Origin of the sequence: Synechococcus sp. 8F6 (assembly GCF_002252665.1) — a bacterium.
Classification (GTDB): Bacteria; Cyanobacteriota; Cyanobacteriia; order PCC-6307; family Cyanobiaceae; genus Cyanobium_A.
Genome location: NZ_NQKZ01000074.1, coordinates 1 through 527, shown reverse-complemented (window position 1 = coordinate 527; position 527 = coordinate 1). Strand labels below are relative to the sequence as shown.

1 protein-coding gene is annotated in these 527 nt (G+C 55.4%); it reads right to left on the bottom strand.

Translation table 11 applies throughout. From position 1 onward, the window contains the following. On the bottom strand, nucleotides 1-527 hold a 527-nt coding region (locus CJZ78_RS14140), incomplete at both ends, for a hypothetical protein (protein ID WP_369802074.1).

Sequence of the window (527 nt, the reverse complement as noted above, 5' to 3'; positions counted from 1 at the left end):
TGCTGCTCAAGCTGTGCAGCTTCTTTCTGTTTAGTTGCCAGATGCTGCTGTTCTAGCCGTTCGATTTGCTCGCGTTCAGCGGCCAGGCGTTGCTGCTGCACGGCGCTTACTTCAGCTATGCGCAGCTTCTCTAGGAGTATGGCTTCCTTCTGTTCAGCTTCGAGCCGCAGCTTTTGTAAACGTTCGGCATCTTTGCGTTCAGCGGCTAGGCGTTGCTGCTGATCGCGTTCTGCGGCTAAGTGCTGCTGCTCAAGCTGTGCAGCTTCTTTCTGTTTAGTTGCCAGATGCTGCTGTTCTAGCCGTTCGATTTGCTCGCGTTCAGCGGCCAGGCGTTGCTGCTCGGCGCTTACTTCTGCTGCGCGCAGCTTCTCTAGGCGTATAGCTTCCTTCTGTTCAGCTGCGAGCCGCAGCTTTTGCAAACGTTCGGCTTCTTTGCGTTCAGCGGCTAGGCGTTGCTGCTGATCGCGTTCTGCGGCTAAGTGCTGCTGCTCAAGCTGTGCAGCTTCTTTCTGTTTAGTGCCAGATGC